The organism is Sediminibacterium soli, from assembly GCF_009939225.1.
GTDB classification, from domain to species: Bacteria; Bacteroidota; Bacteroidia; order Chitinophagales; family Chitinophagaceae; genus Sediminibacterium; species Sediminibacterium soli.
Window position 1 is genome coordinate 459,116 of sequence record NZ_JAACJR010000006.1, and the last position, 17,911, is coordinate 477,026.

Genomic DNA, 17,911 nt, shown 5'->3' on the forward strand with positions numbered 1-17,911 from the left:
CAAGTAGTATGATCGCAAATACATTTATCAAACGCCCGGTAACGGCTATCGTAGTGTCGATAGTGATTGTATTGCTGGGTGTGCTGGCCATCATGAACCTGCCCATCAGCCAGTACCCGGAGATCACGCCGCCAACGGTGCAGATCACGGGTAATTTTACCGGTGCGGATGCGCAGGCGGTGGAACAGTCTGTGACCACCCCTGTTGAAACCCAGGTAAACGGCACACCGGGTATGGCGTACCTGCAGAGCAGCAGTACCAGCGACGGCCGCACCACCATTACAGCAACGCTGAAAGTGGGCACCAATGCGGATATTGCCGCACTGGATATCCAGAACCGTGTGGGCATTGCCACGCCGCAGTTGCCCGACGATGTAAAACGCCTGGGACTTACCACGCGCAAACGCAATCCCAGCATCCTGATGCTTGTGGCCATGTTTTCGCCGGGTGGTACCCATAGCGTGCCATTTGTAGACAACTATACCAACCTGTTTGTACGCGACGCATTGCTGCGTGTGGCGGGCGTGGGCGATATCTTTACCCGCGCCGACGATTTCAGTATGCGCATCTGGCTGCAGGTAGACAAACTGGCGCAGCTTGGCATTACAGCCAATGAAGTGGTGGCCTCCCTGCAGGAGCAGAACCTGCAGATAGCCGCCGGCTCTGTGGGTGCGCCTCCGCAGAACAGTGTGCAGGCCTTTGAATACACGGTGTTTACCAACAGCCGTCTCAGCACCGAAGAGCAGTTTGGCAACGTGATCGTCCGCACCAGGCCGGCAGACGGATCGGTGGTGCACCTGCGCGATGTGGCAAGGATACAGCTGGGTAAATTCAGCTATGCCAGTAACTCCTTTGTGGATGGCAAACGCGCTTCTTACCTGCTGGTGTACCAGGCGCCGGGAAGCAATGCACTGGAAACCGCGAAAGGGGTATACCAGGCGATGGCGAACCTGAAGAAATCGTTTCCCAAGGACATTGATTACGTAGTGCCTTTCGAGACCGTTTCCGTGGTGGAAGTATCCATCGAGGAAGTGATCCATACCCTGCTGGAAGCCCTGCTGCTGGTGGTGCTCGTGGTATTCCTGTTCCTGCAGAACTGGCGGGCCACGCTGATCCCCGTGCTGGCCATACCCGTATCGATCATCGGCACTTTTGCTTTTTTTGTGCCGCTTGGGTTTACGATCAACACATTGACCATGTTCGGTTTTGTACTGGCCATCGGTATCGTGGTGGACGACGCCATCGTGGTGGTGGAAGCGGTACAGCATTATATCGATCATGAAAAATTATCGGCAAAAGATGCCACTTCAAAAGCGATGAAGGATATATCCGGACCCGTGGTGGCCATCGCGCTCATACTTGCGGCGGTATTCGTGCCGGTTGGGTTTATACCGGGTATCGTGGGCCGACTGTACCAGCAGTTTGCCATCACCATTGCAATCTCGGTGCTGATCTCCGCATTCGTGGCCTTGTCGCTTACGCCCGCGCTCTGCTCCCTCATGCTCAAACCTGCGCACCAGAAAGGCCAGCCCAGGGGACTGGATAAATTCTTCTTCGGATTCAACCACTGGTTCGCAAAACTAACGGGGCGCTACTCGCGCACGGTGACCAGGTGTGTAAAGGGAGCCAAGTACGTAATGGTACTGCTGGTATGCCTGATCGTGGGAACCGGTCTGCTGTTCAAAAGCAAACCGACAGGTTTTATTCCGACAGAAGATGAGGGCCGTTTATTTGTTACCTATGAACTTCCCGAAGCATCCTCCACAACAAGAAGCCTGGAAGTGCTGCATGCGATCATGAAAAATATGTCGGAAACGGAAGGCATCGCGCATTACGCGGCGCTGGGCAGTTTTAATATTCTTACGGGCGCCACCAAGTCTAACAGCGGTACGGTGTTTACACAGCTGAAGCCCTGGGACCAGCGTAAAGACAAATCCCTGCAGCTTGCCTCGCTGATGGCCTCCATCCAGAAAAAAATGGCTGCGATCAAAGGCGCGAATATCCTTGTGATATCGCCGCCTGCCATACCCGGTCTGGGCCAGAGCGGAGGGTTTACTTTTGAGCTGGAACAGCGGGAAAGCACAGACGATATCAAACAGTTTGAACGTGTGGTCAACAATTTTGTTGCGGAGGCGAACAAACGTCCGGAGATAGGCCGTGCGGTATCGTTCTTTACGGCAAAAACACCGGCGTACAAAGTGGATGTGGACAGGGAAAAATGTAAAAAGCTGGGCGTATCCATTTCCGATGTGTACGGCACCATGCAAACCTATCTTGGCAGCCGCTATATCAACGACTTTACCATTTACGGAAGGAACTTCCGCGTGGTGGCGCAGGCAGACACCCTCTTCCGCGGCGATATCCGAAACCTGGAACAATACTATGTACGCAACCAGACCGGTACATTGCTGCCGCTGAGTGCGGTCATTACCTATAAAACCATTGAAAGCGCTCCGCTGATCACGCATTATAACCTGTTCAGGTCTGCAGAGATCACCGGCAGCCCCAAAGACGGCTTCAGCAGCGGCCAGGCGATACAGGCGCTCAGGGAAACCGCAGAGAAAGTGTTGCCCGCCGGATACGGTTATGAATTCTCCGGTCTCAGCCGCGAAGAGATCGCGGCGGGTTCCAGCACGGTGTATATATTCTCCCTGTCGATCGTATTTGTCTTCCTGTTCCTGGCGGCTTTGTACGAAAGCTGGTCGGTGCCTTTCTCGGTGCTGATGGCTGTGCCCACCGGCGCATTCGGGGCCATACTTACGCTTAGTTTCCTGCCTTCGCTGACGAATAATGTGTATGCGCAGATCGGTCTGGTAACGCTGATCGGTCTTGCGGCCAAGAACGCAATCCTGATCGTGGAATTTGCCAAGGAAAGGGTAGACAAGGGTATGGATATCGTACCGGCAACCATCGATGCGGTGAAGCTGCGTTTGCGTCCGATCATCATGACCTCACTTGCATTTATACTCGGCGTATTGCCGCTTGCCTTTGCCAAAGGCGCGGGCGGGGTGGCGCGTTCTACCATCGGCTGGACGGTATTTGGCGGTATGCTTGGGGCAACCTTGCTGGCGATCTTCCTGGTACCCGTTTTGTTCGTGGTGATCACCAGACTGGCATACGGTAAAAAAGAACTGGCCAGGCTGCGTGCCGAAGCGGTTGATAAACTGGGGGAATAAGGTCCCCGGCACGGGGTTGGCAAAGCCCGTATCGCACCGGCGATACGGGCTTTTGTTTGTCCGGCCACAACAAAAAAAATAGTTCCGGCAACGCGGAACCACAAAAACGTGTCTACAGCAAAACGACGCTATGAAAAATCTGTTTTTTGCAATGCTGGCAATCACCCTCACCGGGGTTGCCTGCTCCAAGAAAGTGGATACGCCGGAAGACGACGTAGTTGGCAAATGGCAATGGACCATGTCTGTGGGCGGTTTTTCGGGGCACGATACCATCCGTCCGCCAGCCAATACATCGGTATTCCTTTTGCTGGATTCCGAAGGCGAATACAAGAAAATCTCGAACGGACAGTCCAGCGCCGAAGGAGAATATTCTGTCGTTGGCATCAACAGTGTTTTTGATAATGAGGAAGAGTCGGCGATCAGGTTCGATAACAGCGTTGGCAGCGAAAAGATCATCGGCTGGGATAGCGGGAAACTTATTTTAGTTGACAATCACACAGGTGCCTATGCAACCATCTATACTCGTGTACACTGATTACCAAAGCCGGGGACGCTGCAAACCCGCCAGAAAACATATCCGCAAATGGCCCCCGTTGGGTTCTTTAACAGTTTGTTAGTACGCACAGACGGAAAAAAGGGGGTGGTGGCAACAAAGTTGTATAGGATATGTAAAAATGACACTATGAAAAAACTGGTTTTTGCAATGCTGGTTATCACGTTTGTCGGTACTGCGTGCTCCAAAGATGCTGATAAACCAAACGATGTGGTGGGTAAATGGCAGTGGACCATGTCTGTGGGCGGTATGACAGGTAAAGACACCCTTCGCCCGCCGGCCAATACCACGGTATATCTTTTCCTCAACGCCAACGGCTCTTACCAGAAAACTTCGAACGGGCAGCAGAGCGCTGAAGGTTACTATTCGATTGTGAGTGTGAAAAGTATCTTCAGCGGACAAATGCAGTCATCGATCAAGTTCGATAACAGCGTGGGCGATGAAAGACTTATCGGCTGGGACAATGGCAGGCTGATCCTGACAGACAACCACACCGAACCTTATGCCGCTATCTATACGCGGGTAAACTAAGTAAAAAAAAGCCTCAGGTCCGCGTGTGCAAACCTGAGGCTTTTTTATGTCGCATTATTGATACAACAAATATTTTTTGCGCATCTCTTTGTACTGGCTGAGCCCCGGCTCCCAGCTTTTCCTGATCTCCGCTTCACTTACACCATCGATGATCTGCTGGCGGAAATTGCCTACGCCGATCAGTTTTTCAATCGTACCCATTTCCCTGCTCAGTTTGGAATCGAAAAATTTTTCTTTATGCGGATGGTTCCTGTAAAGTTCAATGATCCATTGCAGGTTGATCTGTTTCTTTTTCCGCAGTTGCGAAACATCGTAGCTCCTGAGATCGAGACCATAACAAACCTGGTCTTTGAACAAGGGGGTTTCTGCCATGCCCTTGATGCCGGTGGGGGTATAGGAAAACGCGTAAACGCCTTTCAGTTCCGGACTGCCGATCACGGTGAAGGGGAAGTAGGTGCCGCGCCCGTGGTTCAGGTAAATACCTTCAAACAAACAGGTGGAAGGGTACAGCAGTACCGCCTGCTGCGTATTCAGGTTGGGAGAGGGTTTTACCGGAAGGGTATAGGGCATATCGTGTTTGTAATTGGCAACCGGTATGACCCGGACAGGGCATGTTACTTTATTGGCCAGCCAGCCCTCGCCATTGGCCATCTGCGCAAACTCGCCGATTGTTAATCCATGCGATACCGGGATAGGGAACATACCGATCCCCGATTTGTATTTCATATCGAGCACCGGCCCGTCGATCAGGTAACCATTCGGATTGGGTCTGTCCAGTATCAGCAGTTCCTTGTTGCTCTCGTAACAGGCTTCCATGAGTCTTGCCAGCGCATTGATATTGGTATAGAACCGGCAGCCTACATCCTGCAGGTCGTAGATCATCACGTCCACATCGGCAAGGTCTTCCTTGGTGGGTTTGTTCTTGGGTCCGTACAACGAGATCACGGGAATACCGGTAACCGGATCGGTTTCATCCGCAACTTTGGCTCCGGCGCTTGCATTGCCCCGGAAACCATGCTCCGGTCCAAACACTTTTACGATGTGTACGCCAAGCTTCTGCAGGCTGTCTACCAGGTGCTTGCCACCGATCACCGTGGTGGGATTGGCAAGAATGGCCACCCTTTTACCTTTCAGCAAAGGCAGGTATTTTTCGGTCTGGTCTGCCCCTGTGCGGATCTGTTTGTTGCTGGCTTTGTTTTTTTGTGCGTTGCCCAATGTGCAGGTAAAAAGCAACAGGCAGGCAATGGTGTGGGTCAGGATCGGTTTCATGCAATAAATATACAGGAGAAAACAATGACAAAACCTCCCTAACCGGCTGCAGCAGAACCGTTCTATACCAGGGCTGATAAGTAATTGCTGAGTACCGATATGCCTTCCGCGGCGCCCATTTCTATTTTGGTAAGGTTCGCAACCGAAGGTATGGCCGGCAGGTTCTTGTCGAGGATGAACTTCGGTGCCTGCACCGGTGCATAGTGCAGCAATCCCGCAGCAGGGTACACTGCCAGCGAAGTGCCGATCACCACGAAAATATCGGCGGAGGATGTGATGGCTGCAGCGGTTTCTATCAGTGGCACCGGCTCATCAAACCATACGATATCGGGTCTTAACTGGTAACCGTCGGGCGCCAGGTCGCCGGGTTTGATATCATCGTAAACGGGGTAATTTTTCCGGGGATCGTTTAGGCTGCGCATTTTCAAGATCTCGCCGTGCAGGTGCAGCACCCGGCTGCTTCCGCCGCGTTCGTGCAGGTCGTCTATATTCTGGGTGATGATGTGTACATTGAAATCTTTTTCCAGCGCCGCCAGACCAATATGCGCTGCGTTGGGTTCTGCCTCGCGTACGTTCTTCCGGCGCATATTGTAAAAATCAAGCACCAGCGCCGGGTTCCTGGCCCAGCCGCGCGGACTGGCAACTTCGTATACATCATATCCTTCCCATAACCCGTCGCTGTCGCGAAATGTTTTCAGCCCGCTCTCGGCGCTGATACCCGCGCCCGTTAGCACCACCAGTTTTTTCTTTTCCATCGGGAGTTGGATAATTGAATGGTTGAGAGGGACAGGGGATTGGGTCAGCTTTTCTCGCCCGCCATCTCCATAATGATCTTCCATTCTTCCGGTTTAACGGTCTGAACGGAGAGGCGGCCAAGTCGGACAAGGTCCATATTGGCCAGGCGTTTGTCGGCTTTTACCTGCGCAAGGGTTACGGCCTGCCGGACCTTTTTATGCGGTTTGAAATCAACCACCACCCAGTTGGTATCGTCGGTGGTGGGGTCCTGGTAAGCTTCTTTTACCACTTTGGCAATACCCACTATCTCGGTGCCTTCGTTGCTATGGTACCAGAGGGCCAGGTCGCCCTTCTTCATTGACCGCAGGTTGTTGCGCGCGGCATAGTTGCGTACTCCATCCCAGAAAGTCTGGCCATCTTTTACAAATTGATCCCAGCTGTATTTGAATGGTTCGGATTTGATCAGCCAGTAAGCCATAGGCATTTATTAAGAATGAATGATCGGTATGTGCCGCATGCACAGGTTGTATTGTTTAGTCAGTGCCTGCCCGTCAGCGATGGTGCATTAGCGTTCTCCCGCCAGTACATCCGCCAGGTGCAGCAGTTTCAGTCCTTTGCCTTTGAATTTATTGCAGCCGTCTATATGCATCAGGCAGCTCATATCGGTGCTGATCAGGTATTCGGCGCCGGTGTCTGCTGCATTGGTGATCTTCTGCTCGCCCATGGCAATACTGATCGGTTCAAATTTAACCGCAAATGTGCCACCAAAACCGCAGCAGGTTTCCACATCGTTCATTTCCACCAGTTCCAGTCCTTTTACCTTGCTTAACAGCAACCGTGGCTCTTGTTTGATACCGCATTCACGCAGGGCCGCGCAACTGTCGTGGTACGTGGCTTTACCGTGAAAACTGGCACCCAGATCGGTTACGTTCAGTTTTTTCACCAGGAATTCCGAGAACTCAAAGATCCGTTCCGACACTTTTTTGTGCGATATGGTGTCGGCGCTGTTCTCAAACACTTTTGCATAATAATTACGCACAAATCCCACGCAGCTGGCACTGGGCGCCACGATATAATCCGATCCGGAAAAATCTTTCAGGAACTTGCTGCAGACATCTTTTGCCTCGCCCCAGAAACCGGCGTTGAATGCCGGCTGGCCGCAGCAGGTCTGGTTGGTGTTATAGGTAACCTTACATCCTGCTTTTTCAAGTACCCTTGCCATATTGAAGGCAACATTGGGATACAGCTGGTCTACAAAACAGGGAACGAATAACTGAACGGTCATGGGAGGGAACTATTTGATTTTCCTGTTCAAAGCTATCATTTTCATCGCAGTGATCGCCGCTTCTTCGCCTTTGTGTCCGTGCACACCGCCGATCCTTTCTTTTGCCTGCTGTTCGTTATCCACCGTAAGCACGCCGAAAATAACGGGTGAATCGATGCTGAGGTTGAGTTGCATCACGCCATCGGTAACGCCCTTGCAAACATAATCGAAATGCGGCGTGTCGCCTTTGATCACGGCGCCCAGCGTAATGTACGCATCGGGTGTCTGCGCACTGTAGGCATAATGGTGTTTCACCGCAAACGGCAATTCAAAAGCGCCGGGAACCACCAGGGTTTTGGATGCGATGCCATTGGCGGCCAGTATTTTTTTGGCGCCTGCCTCCAGTTTGTTTACGATAGCGGCGTTCCATTCCGTTTTGACTATTACAACAAAGGCATCCTTTAGGGAAGGGATGCCTTTGTCGAGCGTGTTATTGCCTTTGGTGGCCATGCTTAGTTCTTTTCTATGCTCAAACGATAAATGTATTTGTCGGCCTGAAGACCTTTGTCTGTCTGCGGGTATTTGTCTTTCAGTTCTTTGTACAGTTCCAGCGCCTGCTGTGTATTGCCCGAGGTTTCGGCCAGCAGTCCGGCGCGGAAAAGGTATTCGGCCGAATTAGCTTCATCATCTTCAAAAGCAGCGGCTGCTTTTTTGTAACTGGCTATCGCATCTTCTTTTTTATTGAGTTCCGAATAGGCGTCTCCCAGGCAGCCATAGGCCATCAGCTGGATCTGTTTTGCATCTGTGGAGAAATCTTTCAGGTACTTCACTGCATTGTTGAAATCGCCCAGTTTCAGGTAGCTTACGCCTGCATAGTAATGCGCCAGCTCTGCCGCCCTGGTACCGCCGTAATTACTGATCACATACAGTACGCCCCTGTTCTGTCCGTCGCCGTTCAGCACCAGGCGCGAAGAATCCATGGCAAAATATTGCTCGGCCTTGAATATCGCTTCGGCCGCTTTTTCTTCTTTGGGTTTTACGATATACTGCTTATACGCATACCAGCCGCCACCGCCAACGATGACAACAGCCAGTACGATCAGCAAAGGTTTCTGGAACCTGGCCCAGAATCCCTGGATCCTTTCCACCGCCTCATTGGTTTCTACATGCTTCTCGCTCATATTTGTATTTTATAAAATGTTTGGTGATTGGTTGCCTGCAAACACAGGATTAATCTACATCGAAAGGATAGTTCTGATCGAGGTATACGTCTTTCAGCAACTCACTTTCATCCGGCCATGGACTTTCCTCTGCAAAGGTCACGCTGGCGTCTACCACGCCGCCGATCTTGTCGTCGATCGCTTTCAGCTCGTCTTCTGTGGCGAATTTATTTTCGAGGATGGTACTCTTCACACGGGAGATGGGGTCCTGTTCTTTGTATTCATCCACTTCTTCTTTGGAGCGGTATTTCTGCGGGTCGGAAATGGAATGGCCTTTATACCGGTAGGTCTTGAATTCGAGCAGGGTTGGGCCTTCGCCTTCGCGTGCACGTTTTACCGCGCGGGCTACCGCTTCGTGGATGTTCTCTGGGATCATGCCATCCACCATATCCGCAGGCATATCGTATGCATCGGCCAGTTTGTAAATATCCACCACGTTGCTGGTCCGCTTTACGGAAGTGCCCATGGCGTAGTTGTTGTTCTCGCAGATAAAGATCACCGGCAGCTTCCAGAGCATGGCCAGGTTAAAGGTCTCGTGCAGGATACCCTGGCGCGCGGCGCCGTCGCCAAAGAAACAAAGCACCACGTTCTGCGTGCCCTTGTATTTCTCCGCAAATGCCAGGCCCGCACCTGTGCCGATCTGTGCACCTACGATACCATGTCCGCCAAAGAACCGGTGCTCAGCACTGAAAAAGTGCATGCTGCCGCCCTTGCCCTTTGAGCAGCCTGTGGCTTTTCCGTACAGTTCCGCCATACAGGAGTTGGCCGACATGCCCTTTGCCAGTCCCAGACCGTGGTCGCGGTAGGCCGTGATAAACGGGTCGTCGGGGTTGGTGGCGGTCATACATCCGGCGGCAATGGCTTCCTGGCCGATATAGGCATGGAAAAAGCCGCGGATCTTACCCGCCATCTTATACATTTCTTCTGCTTTCAGTTCAAACTGGCGGATAAGCTGCATCAGCTCGTACCAGTAGAGATAAGTTTCTTTGGAAAATTTAGTGGGCACTCATCAGAATTTTAGAGGGGCAAATATAGGAACAGATGAACAGACGAACAAGGGACAGATAATATTGCCGGCCAGGCAGGTGCTGCCGGTGGATTACGCCCGGAAATCAGTACCTTGAAGAGATTAAAATCATATGTATGAAAAAAATTATATTACTACTGGTATTTGCGCCGCTTTTTCTTGCTGCGCAGGAAGGCATGAAGTTCGAGCATGGCCTGAGCTGGAAGGAGATCCAGGCAAAAGCGAAAGCCGAGAACAAGTATATCTTCATGGACTGCTTTACCACCTGGTGCGGCCCCTGCACCTATATGACGGAGAATATCTTCCCAACCAAGGAGGCCGGTGCGTTTTTTAACGCTAATTTCATTAATGTAAAAGTGCAGTTCGACACCACCAAGAACGATAATGAAGAGGTGAAAAAATGGTTTCCCGATATGGAGGCCATCAATGCCAGGTACAAGATACGGGCATATCCTACCTACCTGATGTTCAACCCCAATGGCGAAGCAGTACACCGTGCCGTTGGCTCTTCACCGGTTGAGGTGTTCGTTGAAAAGGGCAAAGACGCGATGGATCCCGCCAAGCAGTATTATCCCAAACTGAAAAAATACGAGGAAGGAGACAGGAGTGCCGAATTTCTGAAAAGCTTTGCCCTGATAGCCCAGGGAGCGTACGACCTGCAGACCGCCAACACTGCGGCGACCGAGTATATCGCCACGCTTACGGATGTGTATACAAAGGACAATCTTGAGTTTATCAGCAAATTCACTTCCTCTTCCAAAGACCAGGGCTTTGCATTAATGCTGAACAATGCCGGTAAGGTAAATGCGGTATTAGGTCCGGATAAGGCGGAGCAAAAGGTAATGGCTATTCTGCTGATGGAAAAGGTATACCCTGCACTGTCAAAAGGACTGAGAGCGAAGAAAGAACCCAACTGGGATTCTGTGCAGACGGTTCTTGCCGCTTATCCGGGATACCGGGAAGAGGCGCTGGCCAAAGGGAAAATCGTATATTACCAGAATGCCAAGGACTGGTCGGGTTTCCAGGCTACGATCGTTGCCTACATGGAGAAATACGGCGCCAAGGCATCGCCTGCGGAACTGAACAATTATGCATGGACCGTTTTTGAGAACTGCAAAGACATGAGTTGTGTGGCCCAGGCAATGGAATGGAGCAAACGTTCTTTCCGTGATAAGCCGGAGCCGATGTATATGGATACCTACGCCAATATTCTCCATAAAATGGGCCGTACCCAGGAAGCGATTGCCGTTCAGGAAAAAGCGGTCGTGCTGGCAGACGATAAATCCCGGAAAACTTACCAGGACACCCTGGAGAAAATGAAAAAGGGAGAGAAGACCTGGGTGGATTAGCGAGACTGAAAACAGAAGCCAAAACCAAACTAAAAGAAGCGAATGATTTCGCTCCTTTTAGTTTGAAAAGTATGGTTGATCTGATTCGGCTGCCCGTTTCAGTTAGGCTTCGCGCAGAAAGGGATAGCGGTAATCTGTTGGCGGATGGTAGGTTTCTTTTACCGTACGTGCACTCAGCCAGCGGTACAGGTTCAGCATACTGCCTGCCTTATCATTGGTTCCCGATGCCCTTGCACCGCCAAAAGGCTGTTGCCCTACCACGGCGCCGGTGGGTTTATCATTGATATAAAAATTGCCGGCAGCATTCCTTAATACATTCGTTGCCAGTTCGATAGCATTTCTGTCGAGCGACAGTACCGAACCGGTCAATGCATAGGGCGAGGTTTCGTTGACCAGTTCCAGGGTTTGCTCAAATTTATCGGCATCGTACACATAGAGCGTAAGCACGGGGCCAAAGATCTCCTCGCACATGGTTGTGTACTTCGGATCTTTTGTTTCGATTACCGTTGGCTCAATGAAATAACCCTGTTTTTTGCTGTAGTTACCACCCACCAGGATACTGGCTTTCCTGTCTTTTTTAGCGCCATCGATATACCTGGCGATGCTGTTGAATGATTTTTCATCGATCACGGCATTTACAAAATTGCCAAAGTCTTCCACAGTGCCCATTTTCATCGTCCTGATCTCGGCCACCAGTTTTGCTTTTACCGCGGCAGCGATATTGCTCGGAATATATGCCCTCGAGGCCGCGGAACATTTCTGTCCCTGGAATTCAAAAGCGCCGCGTGCCAGCGCCGTAACCACGGTATCCACATCAGCGCTTTTGTGTGCGATCACAAAATCCTTACCGCCGGTTTCGCCAACGATGCGCGGATAGGAACGGTAGCGCGATACGTTCTCGCCGATTGTCTTCCACATGTTGTTGAACACGCCGGTTGAACCGGTAAAATGCACACCCGCAAAATCGCGGTGCGAGAAACAAACTTTTCCGAGGGTAGGACCGTCTACATAGATCAGGTTGATCACCCCGGCGGGCAGACCCGCTTCTTCCAGTATTTTCATGAACACCTGGGCAGAATACACCTGTGTGTTGGCCGGCTTCCAAACCACCACATTACCGCACATGGCCGCCGATGTGGGCAGGTTGCCGCCGATGGCTGTGAAATTGAACGGCGTGATCGCCAGCACAAAACCTTCCAGCGGCCGCCATTCCATGCGGTTATGGATACCCGTGGAAGAGATGGGCTGCTGTTTGTATATCTCACTCAGGAAATGAACATTGAAGCGGAGAAAATCGATCAGTTCGCAGGCGCTGTCTATCTCGGCCTGGTAGGCGTTCTTGCTTTGTCCCAGCATGGTGGCCGCATTCATCTGGAAACGGTATTTGGTAGCCAGCAGATCGGCCGCTTTCAGGAAAATATGCGCCCTTCCTTCCCAACTCATCGCCGCCCAGGCTTCTTTTGCCTTCAGCGCGGCATCGATGGCCTGTTTCACATGTTTTTCTTCGCCTGCATGAAAATGCCCGAGCGTATGGCTGATCTCGTGCGGCGGATGTATCGCCACCCGTTTGCCTGTCTTAACCGTTTTTCCGCCGATATACATAGGGATATCGAGCGGCTTTTTTTTGGCGGCGGCCAGCGCATTTTTCAGGGAAGTTTTTTCCGGCGTACCCGGTGCATAAGAAAGTACCGGCTCGTTGGCAGGAAGCGGGTAGGAGAAATAACCAAGACTCATAATGATTGAATTGAGGCTGCAAAGTTAATTGGCAATTGCCAATTGCCGATGCCAATTTTCGTTTGCCGCCGACCCGGCAATTCCTCGTAGGTTTGTATCTATGGCAATCGTACTTTTTGACAATGCAAAACGCAAACGCCTGTACCCGTTCACATTGACCCGTGCGGTGGCGGGTATCCGTTTCGGGATATACACGATTGCAGAGAGATGGGAGCGGCTGAGCGGCGGGCAGGTATTCATTCATACGGAAGAATACCTGCAGACACAATATGCTGCACCTGCTGCCGGCGAACATACCTGGATCGATGCCTCGGTGATCGTTACCGAAACGCTGCTGGAAACGATTCGCTCGCTGGAAGCCGGGCAGGGTATCGCAGACGATAACGGCATCATCGCAGGAAAGGGCAGCATCGATGCCGGGTTGTTTGATCCGGCGGATGGCCAGACATTTTTCACAGAGATCAGTCATGTGATCGGGATCAAACGCCTCGAATATCCCTGGCAGCTGATGCAGTGGAACGATGATATGATCCGGTTTGACCATGCACTGGTCTCGGCCGGCCGGGTATCGCAAACCATTCCTGATACCGTGAACACGATAGCACCCGGAGATATTTTTATAGAACCGGGCGCCCGGTTGAATTTCTGCACCATCAATGCATCAACAGGCCCGGTGTATATTGGCAAAAACGCGGAGATCATGGAAGGCGCTTCCATCCGCGGCCCTTTTTCGCTTGGCGAAAACAGCGTGGTGAAAATGAACAGCCGGATCTACGGCGCCACAACGCTTGGCCCCAATTGCCTGGGTGGGGGTGAAATCAAGAACAGCGTGGTCATGGGCAACAGCAATAAAGCACACGATGGCTATCTCGGCGATGCGGTGGTGGGCGAATGGTGCAATTTTGGCGCGGGAAGCACCAACAGTAATATCAAGAATACCGCCGGCCAGGTAAAGGTGTGGTCCATATCGGAGCAGGCATTTATCGGCGCCGGACAAAAATGCGGCGCCATCGTGGGCGACTACTCGCGCATAGCCATCAACGCGGCCATCAATACCGGCAGCATGATCGGGATCTGCTCCAATGTATTCGGAGAGGGATTGCTGCCTGTATGCATCCATCATTTCAGCTGGGGGGTGAAAGGCAATACCTATACGCTGGAGAAAGCCCTGCAGGATATCGATAACTGGAAAAAATTAAAGGAACAGCAGCTGGGAGACGAAGAAGAAAACATGCTTCGCTATATATTTGCGAACCTTTAAACAAGCAAGCAACCATGAGACAACAAATAGCCGCCGCCAACTGGAAAATGAACCTGACCCTCGAACAGGGCGAAAAACTGCTCGATGAGATACTGGGAAAGATGGGTAACCTGGCGGCCAACCGGCAGGCTGTATTTGCCGTGCCCTTTCCTTACCTGGCCATGGCCAGACAGAAAACGGGAGTACGGGCGCAGGTATCTGTTGCAGCCCAGAACTGTTCCAATAAAAAAAGCGGCGCTTATACGGGCGAAGTCTCCGTGGATATGCTTAACTCACTCCAGGTAAGCTACGTGGTACTCGGGCATTCCGAGCGAAGGGAATATTTCCAGGAATCCAACCAGCTGCTGGCGGAGAAACTGGATATATGCCTGGCCGGCAACCTCAAACCCATTTTCTGCTGCGGCGAATCACTGCTGATCCGCGAAGCCAATACACAGAATGAATTCGTGGGACGCCAGCTGGAAGAATCCCTGTTTCACCTTACGGCAGAACAGTTACAACAGGTTGTCATCGCCTACGAACCCATCTGGGCCATCGGCACCGGTAAAACCGCGAGCAGCGAACAGGCACAGGAAATGCATGCCTTTATCCGCGCCCGACTGGCGCAGCAATACGGCGCCGGACTGGCAAATGAAATCAGCATTCTCTACGGCGGAAGCGTGAAAGCCTCCAATGCGGCGGAACTATTCGGCCAGCCCGATGTAGACGGCGGCCTTGTTGGCGGCGCTTCACTGATCGCCGACGAATTCACCGCGATCATCAAAGCACTGAGGTAAGGAAGGAGGGATGGCCGATTTTGTGATTGCCGATTGCCGAATGAAGAAGACAGGCTGCTTCATTCGGCAATCGGCAATCCAGAAATCTCCCAATCGCCAGGGGAAGCATTGAACTGCGGTAAATAATTCATCGTTCTCTATCTTTTCAATCGGCAATCGGCCATCGCAAAATCATAAAATCCGCCATCACCGCCTTATCTTTGCGGCATGAAGCATATCCGGAATTTTTGTATCATTGCGCATATCGACCATGGAAAGAGCACATTGGCTGACAGGCTGTTAGAGCATACGAAGACCATCGGTTCGCGCGATATGATGGACCAGGTGCTGGACGATATGGACCTGGAGCGGGAGAAGGGGATCACCATCAAGAGTCATGCAATACAGATCAACCATACCTATAAAGGCGAACAGTACGTACTGAACCTGATCGACACTCCCGGGCATGTGGACTTCAGTTATGAAGTAAGCCGGGCGCTGGCGGCCTGTGAGGGTGCCCTGCTGCTGGTGGATGCCTCTCAGGGAATTCAGGCGCAGACAATCAGTAACCTATACCTCGCAATTGATAATGATCTTGAGATCATACCCGTGATCAACAAGATCGATATGGATGGAGCCAAGATACCCGAGGTAACCGACCAGATCATCGACCTGATCGGCTGCAAACAGGAGGATATCCTGCTGGCCAGCGGAAGATCGGGCATTGGTATCGACGAAATACTGGTCGCCATCGTGGAAAGGATACCGGCGCCTGAAGGCAACCCGGAAGCGCCGCTGCAGGCCCTGATATTCGACAGCGTCTTCAACAGTTTCAGGGGCATTATCGTTTATTACCGCATCATCAACGGCGTGCTGAAAAAAGGAGACAAGATCCGTTTTGCCGCATCGGGACAGGATTATTTTGCAGATGAAGTGGGTGTATTGAAACTGAGCATGACGCCCAAAGACGAAGTGAGGGCCGGCGATGTGGGTTATATCATTACCGGTATCAAAAATGCCAAGGAGGTAAAAGTGGGCGACACCATCACCCTAGCCGCCAACCCCGGTGAAGCGATACACGGTTTTGAGGAAGTGAAACCGATGGTGTTTGCGGGGATATTTCCGGTGAATACGGATGAATTTGAGGAACTGCGCGACTGTATGGACAAATTGCAGCTGAATGATGCCTCGCTGACATTTGAACTGGAGACCTCCCAGGCCCTTGGTTTTGGTTTCCGTTGCGGCTTCCTTGGTTTGCTGCACATGGAGATCATACAGGAAAGACTGGAACGCGAGTTCAACCAGACCGTGATCACCACCGTGCCCAATGTAAGTTTCAATGCATATACCACGAGAGGCGAAAAGATCATTGTGAACAACCCGACGGAAATGCCCGATCCGGTGAAGATCGACAGGATCGAGGAACCTTATATCAAAGCACAGATCATCACATTGCCTGAGTATATCGGCAACATCATGACGCTTTGCCTGGGCAAGCGCGGTATACTCATCAACCAGAGCTACCTCACCCAGACACGCGTGGAACTGATCTTCGAGATGCCGCTGACAGAGATCGTATTTGATTTTTATGATAAACTGAAGAGTTCCACACGCGGTTATGCATCGTTCGACTATTCACCGATAGGCTCGCGCGATGCGGATATCGTGAAAATGGATATCCTGCTCAACAACGAAAAAGTGGATGCACTCAGTGCCCTGATACACCGCAGCCGTGCACAGGATTTCGGAAGAAAACTTTGTGAAAAACTGAAAGAGCTGCTGCCCAGACAACAGTTCCAGATAGCCATACAGGCCGCCATCGGCGCCAAGATCATCGCCCGCGAAAACATCAGCGCCATGCGTAAGGATGTAACTGCAAAATGTTACGGTGGTGATATCAGCCGTAAACGCAAACTCCTCGAAAAGCAGAAAGAGGGCAAGAAACGTATGCGCCAGATAGGAAACGTAGAAGTTCCGCAGGAAGCGTTTCTGGCGGTGTTGAAGCTCGACTGATTCTGGATTGGGGAATTTTGAAATTTGCTCCGTTCAATTCCAAATTATTCTGCTCAGCTTCCTTTTGTTTTCTTCTTTATCTGCAGTAATTCCGGGTTTTCCTTGGGAGTGGGTATCTGCTGGGGATTGATTCCCGGACGCGGATCCATTTCCCTGATAACAGGCACATGCACCCATTTGCCACTGGTCCACCGAAAACCTTCAAAACTCCCGAAAGGAACCAGCGTGTTCTTGTTTTTCGGATCCGCCGATTCGCTGGTCAGGTGCGCGAACACGATCATGTCCATTTCCGGATCATAGTTCAAAGTGGCATTGGCTTCTTTTTTGAATTCGAGGCAGAAACGGTAGGCGGGCTGCGGAGGTTTGGTATCATCAACGGCATAGGTAAAATACCTGCCGCCGAACTGCGGTTTCCCATTCGTGTCAAATGTCAGCACCTCGATCCATTTCTTCGTACTGCGTGCGTCGTTTTCATCGTAGCCCAGCAGGGTATAGTATTTCCGGTTGTTGAAAGTCTTTTCAATGATCCTGTAATACACCGCGCCGATCCAGTGTTCATTGTCCCTTACCGAATCCACCGGACTCTCTGTAAAAGCAGAATAATCGAACAGAGGACTCAGCTTTAAAGTCCCGTCTTTTGTATTGTACTGGATAGCGCCTTTTTGCCGGTAATAGGTAAAATCTTTCATCACCTGCCAGGTAATAATGCGGAAGCTGCTGTCGGGCGCATACAGTATCGATACATTCTGCAGCGAATCAAATGCGTAATAAAAGGAGCGGGGTGTTTTCAGCGCCTGTACCAGTGCGCGTGTAAAAAAACTGTCGGCGCGGAAACGGCCGATCTCGTCGTCGGCGTTGAGGATATCGGCCGCATAACCGCGCATATGCGCTTCCATCAGCTGCATACTGCCGGCGGGTGTCTGTGTATTGCCCCGTAGCAGAGAGATCGCTAATAACAGTGTTAACAGGTATTTCATGCTGCACAAATATCTTTCATGCAACCGAAACTGCATAGCCCCGGCGT

General features: G+C 51.5%; 16 protein-coding genes. 7 read left to right on the top strand and 9 right to left on the bottom strand.

Annotated features, from left to right (window positions below; genetic code table 11):
* Nucleotides 1-8 precede the first annotated feature (8 nt).
* From GWC94_RS05995 to GWC94_RS06005, 3 genes are all read left to right on the top strand, one after another.
* Nucleotides 9-3,176: an efflux RND transporter permease subunit gene (locus tag GWC94_RS05995; RefSeq protein ID WP_161834120.1), complete on the top strand. Its 3,168-nt coding sequence runs from the start codon at nucleotides 9-11 to the stop codon at nucleotides 3,174-3,176.
* 130 nt (nucleotides 3,177-3,306) lie between these two features.
* Nucleotides 3,307-3,711 carry a hypothetical protein gene (locus GWC94_RS06000; RefSeq protein ID WP_161834121.1) on the top strand — a complete coding sequence of 135 codons (405 nt, stop codon included), beginning with the start codon at nucleotides 3,307-3,309 and terminating at the stop codon, nucleotides 3,709-3,711.
* Nucleotides 3,712-3,858: 147 nt separating this feature from the next.
* Nucleotides 3,859-4,260 carry a hypothetical protein gene (locus GWC94_RS06005; protein WP_161834122.1) on the top strand — a complete coding sequence of 134 codons (402 nt, stop codon included), beginning with the start codon at nucleotides 3,859-3,861 and terminating at the stop codon, nucleotides 4,258-4,260.
* Between the two features lie 54 nt (nucleotides 4,261-4,314).
* Here the strand turns inward: GWC94_RS06005 and GWC94_RS06010 are convergent, their stop codons facing one another.
* The 7 genes from GWC94_RS06010 to pdhA form a co-directional block, all read right to left on the bottom strand.
* Nucleotides 4,315-5,529, bottom strand: coding sequence for an exo-beta-N-acetylmuramidase NamZ family protein (locus tag GWC94_RS06010; protein ID WP_161834123.1), 1,215 nt, complete (start codon nucleotides 5,527-5,529; stop codon nucleotides 4,315-4,317).
* Nucleotides 5,530-5,591: 62 nt separating this feature from the next.
* Nucleotides 5,592-6,284: an SIR2 family NAD-dependent protein deacylase gene (locus tag GWC94_RS06015; RefSeq protein ID WP_161834124.1), complete on the bottom strand. Its 693-nt coding sequence runs from the start codon at nucleotides 6,282-6,284 to the stop codon at nucleotides 5,592-5,594.
* 44 nt (nucleotides 6,285-6,328) lie between these two features.
* Nucleotides 6,329-6,742, bottom strand: a complete 414-nt coding sequence (locus tag GWC94_RS06020) for an EVE domain-containing protein (RefSeq protein ID WP_161834125.1) — start codon at nucleotides 6,740-6,742, stop codon at nucleotides 6,329-6,331.
* 87 nt (nucleotides 6,743-6,829) lie between these two features.
* Entirely contained in the window at nucleotides 6,830-7,549 is a 720-nt protein-coding gene (locus GWC94_RS06025) for a (Fe-S)-binding protein (RefSeq protein WP_161834126.1), read from the bottom strand.
* Between the two features lie 9 nt (nucleotides 7,550-7,558).
* Nucleotides 7,559-8,038: a 6,7-dimethyl-8-ribityllumazine synthase gene (ribH, locus tag GWC94_RS06030; RefSeq protein ID WP_161834127.1), complete on the bottom strand. Its 480-nt coding sequence runs from the start codon at nucleotides 8,036-8,038 to the stop codon at nucleotides 7,559-7,561.
* A gap of 2 nt (nucleotides 8,039-8,040) precedes the next feature.
* Complete coding sequence (locus GWC94_RS06035; protein ID WP_161834128.1) at nucleotides 8,041-8,709, bottom strand: tetratricopeptide repeat protein; 669 nt, start codon at nucleotides 8,707-8,709, stop codon at nucleotides 8,041-8,043.
* A 49-nt stretch (nucleotides 8,710-8,758) separates the two neighbouring features.
* Nucleotides 8,759-9,754: a pyruvate dehydrogenase (acetyl-transferring) E1 component subunit alpha gene (pdhA, locus tag GWC94_RS06040; protein WP_161834129.1), complete on the bottom strand. Its 996-nt coding sequence runs from the start codon at nucleotides 9,752-9,754 to the stop codon at nucleotides 8,759-8,761.
* Nucleotides 9,755-9,891: 137 nt separating this feature from the next.
* Here pdhA and GWC94_RS06045 point away from each other — a divergent pair, with 137 nt between their 5' ends.
* Complete coding sequence (locus tag GWC94_RS06045) at nucleotides 9,892-11,124, top strand: thioredoxin family protein (protein ID WP_161834130.1); 1,233 nt, start codon at nucleotides 9,892-9,894, stop codon at nucleotides 11,122-11,124.
* Nucleotides 11,125-11,226: 102 nt separating this feature from the next.
* On the opposite strand, the gene pruA is transcribed toward GWC94_RS06045, so the two are convergent.
* Nucleotides 11,227-12,858 carry an L-glutamate gamma-semialdehyde dehydrogenase gene (gene pruA / locus GWC94_RS06050; protein WP_161834131.1) on the bottom strand — a complete coding sequence of 544 codons (1,632 nt, stop codon included), beginning with the start codon at nucleotides 12,856-12,858 and terminating at the stop codon, nucleotides 11,227-11,229.
* Between the two features lie 100 nt (nucleotides 12,859-12,958).
* Here pruA and GWC94_RS06055 point away from each other — a divergent pair, with 100 nt between their 5' ends.
* The 3 genes from GWC94_RS06055 to lepA all read left to right on the top strand — a co-directional run bounded on the left by GWC94_RS06055 (nucleotide 12,959) and on the right by lepA (nucleotide 16,887).
* On the top strand, nucleotides 12,959-14,119 hold the full coding sequence (locus GWC94_RS06055; protein ID WP_161834132.1) for a putative sugar nucleotidyl transferase: 1,161 nt from the start codon (nucleotides 12,959-12,961) through the stop codon (nucleotides 14,117-14,119).
* 14 nt (nucleotides 14,120-14,133) lie between these two features.
* The gene (tpiA, locus tag GWC94_RS06060; protein WP_161834133.1) at nucleotides 14,134-14,895 is read left to right on the top strand and encodes a triose-phosphate isomerase; all 762 of its coding nucleotides are present in this window, start codon (nucleotides 14,134-14,136) and stop codon (nucleotides 14,893-14,895) included.
* Nucleotides 14,896-15,102: 207 nt separating this feature from the next.
* Entirely contained in the window at nucleotides 15,103-16,887 is a 1,785-nt protein-coding gene (gene lepA / locus GWC94_RS06065) for a translation elongation factor 4 (protein ID WP_161834134.1), read from the top strand.
* Nucleotides 16,888-16,940: 53 nt separating this feature from the next.
* Here lepA and GWC94_RS06070 read toward each other — a convergent pair whose 3' ends face one another.
* Nucleotides 16,941-17,864, bottom strand: coding sequence for a hypothetical protein (locus GWC94_RS06070; RefSeq protein WP_161834135.1), 924 nt, complete (start codon nucleotides 17,862-17,864; stop codon nucleotides 16,941-16,943).
* Between the last annotated feature and the right edge of the window lie 47 nt (nucleotides 17,865-17,911).